2 pseudogenes are annotated in these 1,132 nt (G+C 74.6%); one reads left to right on the forward strand and one right to left on the reverse strand.

The features are described from left to right. A pseudogene (locus AWZ10_RS17785) lies at positions 1–734 on the reverse strand (ATP-grasp domain-containing protein); the annotation flags it as partial. 173 nt (positions 735–907) lie between these two features. Here AWZ10_RS17785 and AWZ10_RS17790 point away from each other — a divergent pair. Continuing rightward, a pseudogene (locus AWZ10_RS17790) lies at positions 908–1,132 on the forward strand (hypothetical protein); the annotation flags it as partial.

Here is a 1,132-nt window from a genome sequence, read left to right on the forward strand (position 1 = left end):
CAGGCGGCCAGCTTGCGGCCGGGGCCGCCGCCGCGCACGACCCCGGCGCGGTCGACGTACCCGTGGAAGAACCAGTCGTGGTCGAGCCCCGGCGGCAGGAACGCCTGGAGGAGCAGCCGGCTGCCCGCCTGCTCCGAGCGCCGGTACAGGGCCGCCGCCTCTCCGGCCGAGCGCACCACCACCGTGCTGCGCAGCCCCGTGTCGGCGGGCAGCAGCCATGGGCGGCTCCACTTGGCCACCACCGGAAGCCCCAGCTCCCTGGCCGCTGCCGCCGCCTCCGCCGGGCCGGCGGGGACCGTCGTCGCCGGGTGAGCGAGGTCCAGGCGCCCGCACAGCGCGGCCAGTTCCGCCTTGTCGGCCACCTGCTCGGCGAGGGCGGCGGGTCCGGCGGGGAGCAGGTAGCCGTCCGTCAGCTCCTCGCGCAGCAGGCCGGTGGCCACGGCGCTCGCGTCGTCCAGGGGGACCAGGACGGCCGGACGGCCGACCCGGGCCGCCACCCGGCGCAGAACGGCGGCGAACTCGTCGAGGGAGGCGCCGAGGCGGGGCGGGGCGTGCGTCGCGTGGATGAACCGCGAGCTGCGTACGGGACTTCCCGCGCAGTCGGCGACCAGGTGCACCTCCACACCGGCACGGCCCAGGGACCGTACGGCTCCCAGCGTTCCGTGATGGAAGGGATTGCGGTCCGTCCGCAGCAGAACGGCCGGAACGCGGATGTCGAGCGGCGACACGTTCATTTCGTCGGGGTCCTCGCACATTTCTCTGACGTCGGGTCACCCGTGCGGGCGATTCGGGCACCCGAAGGCCGTAGCCCCAGTTGGCGGAATTCGTATTCGTATGACTGATTGTCAGTAGGTGGAAATCGGCGGCGGAAAGCAGTGAAGTGAAGAAAGCGGAGAGGGGAGCGGACATGGCTCCACACCAGCGGCGGCCCCGGCACAGGCGGCCCCGCAACAGACGGCTGGCGCTCGTCGCGGCCGGCGTGGTCGCGTCGTTCGCCCTCGCGGCGGTCCCGGTGTACGCCGTGGGCGCGCGGGCGGTGGTCCGGGCGACCGACCCACCGGCACCGGTCGTTCCGGCGGCCCCGGCCGCACCCACGGTCCCCGCGGCACCCACGGTCCCGGCCGCACCCACG

This window comes from Streptomyces europaeiscabiei (genome assembly GCF_001550375.1).
Classification (GTDB): domain Bacteria; phylum Actinomycetota; class Actinomycetes; order Streptomycetales; family Streptomycetaceae; genus Streptomyces; species Streptomyces europaeiscabiei.